Annotated in this window: 9 protein-coding genes; 3 read left to right on the forward strand and 6 right to left on the reverse strand. The window is 58.5% G+C overall.

All coding sequences use genetic code 11. The annotated features are described in order from the left end of the window. Nucleotides 1-105 precede the first annotated feature (105 nt). The 3 genes from IPM54_21175 (at nt 106) to IPM54_21185 (ending at nt 1692) form a co-directional block, all read left to right on the forward strand. Nucleotides 106-741 (forward strand): hypothetical protein, encoded by a 636-nt coding sequence (locus IPM54_21175; protein ID MBK9262304.1) that lies wholly within the window; start codon nt 106-108, stop codon nt 739-741. A gap of 68 nt (nt 742-809) precedes the next feature. Beyond that, nucleotides 810-1157 carry a hypothetical protein gene (locus IPM54_21180; GenBank protein ID MBK9262305.1) on the forward strand — a complete coding sequence of 116 codons (348 nt, stop codon included), beginning with the start codon at nt 810-812 and terminating at the stop codon, nt 1155-1157. A 286-nt stretch (nt 1158-1443) separates the two neighbouring features. After that, on the forward strand, nt 1444-1692 hold the full coding sequence (locus IPM54_21185) for a hypothetical protein (protein MBK9262306.1): 249 nt from the start codon (nt 1444-1446) through the stop codon (nt 1690-1692). 417 nt (nt 1693-2109) lie between these two features. Here the strand turns inward: IPM54_21185 and IPM54_21190 are convergent, their stop codons facing one another. From IPM54_21190 to IPM54_21215, 6 genes are all read right to left on the reverse strand, one after another. Continuing rightward, a complete protein-coding gene (locus IPM54_21190) occupies nt 2110-2292 on the reverse strand; it encodes a hypothetical protein (GenBank protein MBK9262307.1) in 183 nt (60 codons plus the stop codon). A 29-nt stretch (nt 2293-2321) separates the two neighbouring features. Continuing rightward, a complete protein-coding gene (locus IPM54_21195; protein ID MBK9262308.1) occupies nt 2322-2789 on the reverse strand; it encodes a hypothetical protein in 468 nt (155 codons plus the stop codon). 160 nt (nt 2790-2949) lie between these two features. After that, on the reverse strand, nt 2950-3423 hold the full coding sequence (locus tag IPM54_21200; GenBank protein MBK9262309.1) for a hypothetical protein: 474 nt from the start codon (nt 3421-3423) through the stop codon (nt 2950-2952). A gap of 627 nt (nt 3424-4050) precedes the next feature. Next, nucleotides 4051-4305 carry a hypothetical protein gene (locus tag IPM54_21205; protein MBK9262310.1) on the reverse strand — a complete coding sequence of 85 codons (255 nt, stop codon included), beginning with the start codon at nt 4303-4305 and terminating at the stop codon, nt 4051-4053. Further along, entirely contained in the window at nt 4227-4652 is a 426-nt protein-coding gene (locus IPM54_21210) for an ATP-binding protein (GenBank protein MBK9262311.1), read from the reverse strand. Before IPM54_21210 ends, IPM54_21205 begins: the two co-directional genes overlap by 79 nt. Before the next feature lie 1016 nt (nt 4653-5668). After that, on the reverse strand, nt 5669-5956 hold the full coding sequence (locus tag IPM54_21215) for a hypothetical protein (protein ID MBK9262312.1): 288 nt from the start codon (nt 5954-5956) through the stop codon (nt 5669-5671). Nucleotides 5957-6156 lie beyond the last annotated feature (200 nt).

A 6156-nucleotide genomic window follows, 5' to 3' on the forward strand; every position in this document is an offset into this window, starting at 1 on the left:
GTTCGGTGCGAGACGAACGACGCTATTTGCGGTGCCAATGAGTCGCAAGTACTCAGTCCGGCCGATTGTCGCACATCGACATGCGGCGATGGCAATGCGCGCGGAATGAAACTGCAGAATTGCCCGAGCGATTGCAAGATGGCGGTCCGGATTGCCGTCGGCGGTAGTCACACTTGCGCACGTAAAAGCGATGGTACTCTCTGGTGCTGGGGTGGCAACGACAGCGGTCAGCTGGGCATCAACACGAACTGGTGGATACAACCGCAACCGGTGCAGGCTGGGAAATTGATTTTTGATACCGGTGTGGTCGACGTTGCACTCGGCGGGAAGCAGATTTTTATCGGCCTTGATCCAAAGCGAGAGCATTCGTGCGCAAACAAGACGGGCTGGGGCCTCTGGTGCTGGGGCAACAACGATTACGGCCAGCTCGGCAACGGAACAACCGTGAGCAAGAGTAATCCGGATTGGATTAACTTCTTTAACACCAGCAATCCATTAGCCGATTTCGCGCTTGGCTGGTTTCACACCTGCGCCAGCAACATCGATGGATACCTATTTTGTTGGGGCCGCAACTTCGGGCCAACTCGGCGACGCAACGACGACCAATCGGACCTCTCCCATGTTTGCTCAGATAAGCGACGTCGCGCAGGTCGAGGCAGGGCGAGCAGACCTGCGCCCGAAAAACGGATGGCACGGTCTGGTGCTGGGGAGGCTGAAAGGTTACAATTCCACAACAAGTGACAGGGGCTTCGGCGCATCATGGTCGAGATCGCCGTTGGTACCGGGACCACGCCTGCGCACGTAAAGCGATGGCACTCTGGTGCTGGGGAAGCAACTCCCATGGTCAGCCGGTATACGACGGGTGGGATAACCCCTACAGGCTGACCAACCACGCTTGGCAACAATGTCGCCCACGTCGCGCTGGGCAACGACTTCAGCTGAAGGATCAAACCGACGGCACGCTCTGGTGTTGGGGAGCGCAGGACCACGGCGCACTTGGCAACGGAAACGATCAGTTTAGTGGTTGTTGTCAGACAACACCTGTGCAAATTGGCGAGAATACACTCCGGAAACGGCGTGGCGCAGGTGGCTTCGGTGACGGCCATGCATGTGCACTCAAGGTTGACGGCACCTGGTGCTGGGGCGAGGCAACCTGAAATGGATCACAATGGCTGGAATGGCTTGACCAACTATTACTACCCGGTCGAGGTACCCTGGTGCGGTGATGGTGTTTGCACGCTCAATGAGCGCAACAGTATCAATTTACACTGCGCGGATTGCACACCCAAGATTGGCGATGGATTTGCGATCCATTCCTCAATTGTGTCCTATCCGCAGACATTCCCGCGTGGGAATGCGACACGGACTGCAAAGTGCGACGATGGAAACCCTTGCACACAAAGTGACACTCTTCAAAATGGCATATGCGTCGGGACGAACCCAGTGAAGTGCACAGCTACGGACGCTTGTCATGACGTTGGGGTATGCAATCCATCGACAGGACAATGCTCGAATCCCGCCAAACCCGACGGCACCGATTGCCCAGGTGGCTCGTGTGAAATGGGATTCGTACACCAGCTGGTGCTTCGAGTGGTTCATCTGCTACGAGCAGTGGCGCTGGAGGCTCGGGCAGCGGAGGCGCTGGAGGCTCGGGCAGCGGAGGCGCTGGAGGCTCGGGTAGCGGCGGCGTAGGAGGCTCGGGCAGCGGAGGCGCTGGAGGCTCGGGTAGCGGCGGCGTAGGAGGCCTCGGGTAGCGGCGGCGTAGGAGGCTCGGGCAGCGGCGGCGTAGGGAGGCTCGGGCAGCGGCGGCGTAGGAGGCTCGGGCAGCGGCGGCGCTGGAGGCTCGGGCAGCGGCGGCGTAGGAGGCCTGGGCAGCGGCGGCGTAGGAGGTCAGGCAGGCGCTACCTCGAGCAGTTCGTCGAGTAGCAATGGCGTCGGCGGCAGTGAATTGACGACCAGTAGCAGTTCCAGCTCCGGCGCATCGGCAAACGGCCCAGCTTATCCGACCGGCGGCTGCTCCTGCCGCACCACGAGCAAACCGTCCAACTTCCTGCATGGCTCGCCCTCGGCTTCGTCGCATTCGCCCGACGCCGCAAACGAGCTTCGTAATCACGCCACCGCCCGCGCAAGCTCCAACGTCCGCGCATTGTCCGCGCAATATCCTGCAAAAACCGCTCCCGTTCCCTCCGCCCTCCCAATCCGCTCCGCCTTTGCAAGCACTTGATCACGCGCCGTCGCAACGACCCGCGCGAAACCCTCTGCGTCTCCATTCGCCTCGAAACGCTTCCGCATACACGAGCCGCACCAGCGCCTCGCCCTCTTCAATCGTGCCCAGCGATTCGAGCAACGCATACGCCTCGCGCGCCACCCCGAGCGCCTCCGCCGCATTTTCCTCGCGCAGCAACAACACGCGCGTGCACCGCCAACGCACCCGCACGCAATGGCGGCACTCCCGCGAGCGATTCAATCGCCGCTCGCGCTTCCAGCTCAGCAGCCGTCAAGTCACCAGCCGACAGTTCCAGCTCTGCCAGATACACCTGCGACAAACCCATTCCCCGAGGCTGCTCCTGCTTTCGAAAAGCGTCGATGGCCCGTTTCTGAATGCTTCGCCCCTCCTCGAAAACTCCTCGATACCCAAGTACATGCCCTAAATTCTGAAGCGTGTACGCCACGACTTCTGCAATCCCATCCGCTCGCCAATCGCCAAAGCACTCCGCAACCTCTGCTCGGCTCCTTCGTAATCGCCAAGCTCGGACAAACCGAATCCCAAATTTTGGCGCGTCACGCAACTATTCCGACGATCGCCCGCTTGCTCGAAAACAGACGAGTGCCCTTCCAGATTGTCACGAAATCCGCACGGATCCCCTGCCGCCGAGGCTCGAATTGCACGCAATTGATAATACATGCCCAACGCTCGAGGCGGCTGCGCGACCAGATTTACGCCGTCCGTCAATGCGCGATCACCGCATCTGCAAGGGCATAACGGCCACTATACACCAAATGATTCGCACACACGCTCAGGCTCGTTGTGCGGAAACCCGCCGCTTCTGCCTCGAACTCCACCCCGCCCGCCGGGTTCCCAATGCTCAATCCGTTCAAAGGCGCCAAGCTTGCTCCGCTGCATCCACGATTTGGTGCAATGCGCGAAACCACGCTGTCGTTCCTTCCGCGAACCAGCCCAACCGCTTCCATTGCCCGCTGTTCCGCCAGGACCAACTCACCCCGCCAGTTGTGCGCCTCCGCCTGAATCAATCGTAGCGCAGCCAGTTCCTCTCCGGAAGCTCCCTGAATTACGCCACGTTCCGCGCGCGCAATCGCGGCATCCAAGTCATCCGCCCTGAGCGCATGCTCCGCCGCCCGACGATAAGCGCCGATCGCCAATGATGGTTCATCACTTCGCTCGAAATGATGCGCGAGCACCATTGCATCCGACTCACCGTGCCGCTTCGAGCCACTGACCCGCGAGCCGATGACCCAACTGGCAATCGTTCTCCGTGAGCGCCACGTACGCGCTCTCCCGAATGAGCGCATGTCGAAAAACGAATTGCTCCTGCCCCAGAAAAACGGCTCTGCCTTTGCCGCTGAATCAACTCATGTTCGACAAGCTCCTCGAGCAGCGTCTGAAGGGGCCTGAGCTTCGGTGTTCATCCCGAGCAACTCGGCCAAACCGCCCCGGAAAACACCTCGCCAAACACGCTCGCCGCCCGCAAGCAGCGTCGAGTTTCTGGGGATAGCCCCTCGAGCCGAGAGATTGAACCACCGCCAGCACGGTATCTGGCAACTCGTCGCTTTCGTTGCCAATCGTTGTCCGCTCTCCAATCGTGCGCACCAATTCTTCCAGGTAAAATGCATTTCTCGGCTCGGGCGACGAGACGCGCCAGCAGCGTGGAGTTTGCCCGGTCACCCAATGCCTGCACGACCATTTTTTCACTCGCTTTTCGAGATAGCGGTTGCAAACGCACGACGTTGACCGAGCGTTCACTCCACAAGTGTGGAAAAACTCTTCCACTTCCGGTCGCGCAAGGGCCAAAACCAGCAATGGTTGGTCCGTCAGATTCGTAACGCTCCGTCGACGAAACGCACGGTGGGCAAGTCTCCCATTGGAGGCCTTCGGAGCACGAGCACCACCGGATGATGCGGTTTCGGCATGCAGGAATTCTCGAATGCTCGGCGGAGTTGTTCGCTCATCAGCCGAGCATCTCGACGCGCTGCCTGGAGGTGCGGACTTACCGCATCAGGAAATGGCACGCCGACCAATTCACCAAGGAATTTCTGAAATACGTCCGACGTCGGTCGAGGGCACATGTCGGGCCACCTGCTCGCGTATCTTTCGTTGTTGCACCTCGATGGGAACGCCTTCTGCAGATCAAAACACCGCGTAACATATGTGCTAAGAGCGCGAACGCGCGACCCCGCGGCCAACAGATCACCACGACCGTCCATACGTCGAAGTCCGCCGATGTACGTCGAATCGAATGCAAAAATTCATACAAGAGGCGTGATTTGCCCATACCCGCCTCGGCCATGACCAAAATCGCCGTGGCCACTTGGTCGTCCGTACATTGTTGAAAATGGTCCTCGAGGGTCTGGATCTCCGCGTCTCGTCCGATGAATGCCGTTGGTTTGCCCAAGAGCGTGCGGAGTTCCTGCATGGCGCACACCATTCAACGTGTACACCGTACCTACGCGACGAACATCAAAACGGCCATCGAGCAGATGGGCGGATGTTTCATCCATCAGACATGTCCGAGGAATTCACTGGTGTTGCATTCCACGACCATCTTTGGCCGCTTCGTTCAATGGCTGCTCCAACGGGTAGTCTTCTTTGATTTCACCGCGACCCGTGGTAAGTGCAAGAGGTCGATCCGGCGCCATAGCTTTCAGGGCCAGTGCGAGACGCGAGCTGCGTCGCAGGATCGGAGTGCGCGCGTTTGTCCCCAATGGTCACCAGCGCCGATCCATCCGGGAGAAAACCTCAGAATGCAGCCGTTTTTTGCGCTGCAATGATCCAGTTTTCGGCTTTTCATTCTCCCACGTCGAACGCGCCAGCGTTGGACCATCTCTACGGGACGTTCGCGACCGATCAAAATCAACGATACGATCCGTTGTTCGTCGCTCGTGAGACCCTGCCGGAGGCGGGACCGTCAACGTCATTTCCACCGGCGCGGGATATTGGCGAATATCTTCTTAATGCAGTCGCAACCGCTGATCCATCACGTGGACGAGCATTCCGATCCCTGAAAGCATGAGTTGAACGAATGCGTCCAGTTCGCGAGGAATCCCTGACGAACTTCACGCGCAAACGTGGCGGTTCTTCCATGAGATCTTAGCCATCACCGCAAAAGGGTGATGACCGACAAATACTGCGCTCCCGTAAGGCATTCCATCAGGATATACCAGTGGCAAACATATCGGCACGAGCGGTCGAGCCCCGCCCGTTGTGTTTAAATTGCTCCAAAGGCCATATACGAAGGAGTTCCAACCATCGCCCCGAACGCGCCTTCCGCCAGCCGTGTTGGGACAGAAATGGCGGCAATGCCAAAATCAATCACTTTTTGACCTCGGTTCGATTTCGCCAACGACCAAGAACAAATTGCCAGGCTTCCAGGTCCCGTTGAATGATCTCGCGTGCATTGCGCCAGCGCGAAAGCGCGTCAGCGACGTTCGATCAACACAACGCCTGGTGCATCTCGGAGCGGTCTCGTTTCAGACGCTTCGAGAGATCTTCCTTCGAGCCATCTCCATCACTCAAGTAGAGCTGTCTGAGTCCGCTAATCTCGTCAATACGCACTTGACGATGCGTGGATGACGAGCCTTCTGACAACAGCATGGATTCACGAATCCAGCGCCAGCAGTGCGTCGGCTCATCTTCGAGCATGAGTTTCAGGGCGACGATATTGCCTGAGGAGCAGACCTTTCGCGCGAAAGATCTGGCCCATGCCTCCCGTTTCAACATCGTTTCCTCGAGTTCCAGTTGCCCTCTTCTGATGACCTGACCTGCTATGTATGGTGAAGTACTGCAGTTCCTTTGCGATCGTCGAAGGTGGTGATAGTACGCGATCTGGATTTGCACGACGAACGGAATGTCAAGGGTAAACGTATAGTTGTGTCGTCTTTCACGGTGGTAGGGGTAAGAATGTCGACACTGAACCGGCA

It is taken from the genome of Polyangiaceae bacterium (assembly GCA_016715885.1).
In the GTDB taxonomy this organism is placed as follows: Bacteria; Myxococcota_A; Polyangia; order Polyangiales; family Polyangiaceae; genus Polyangium.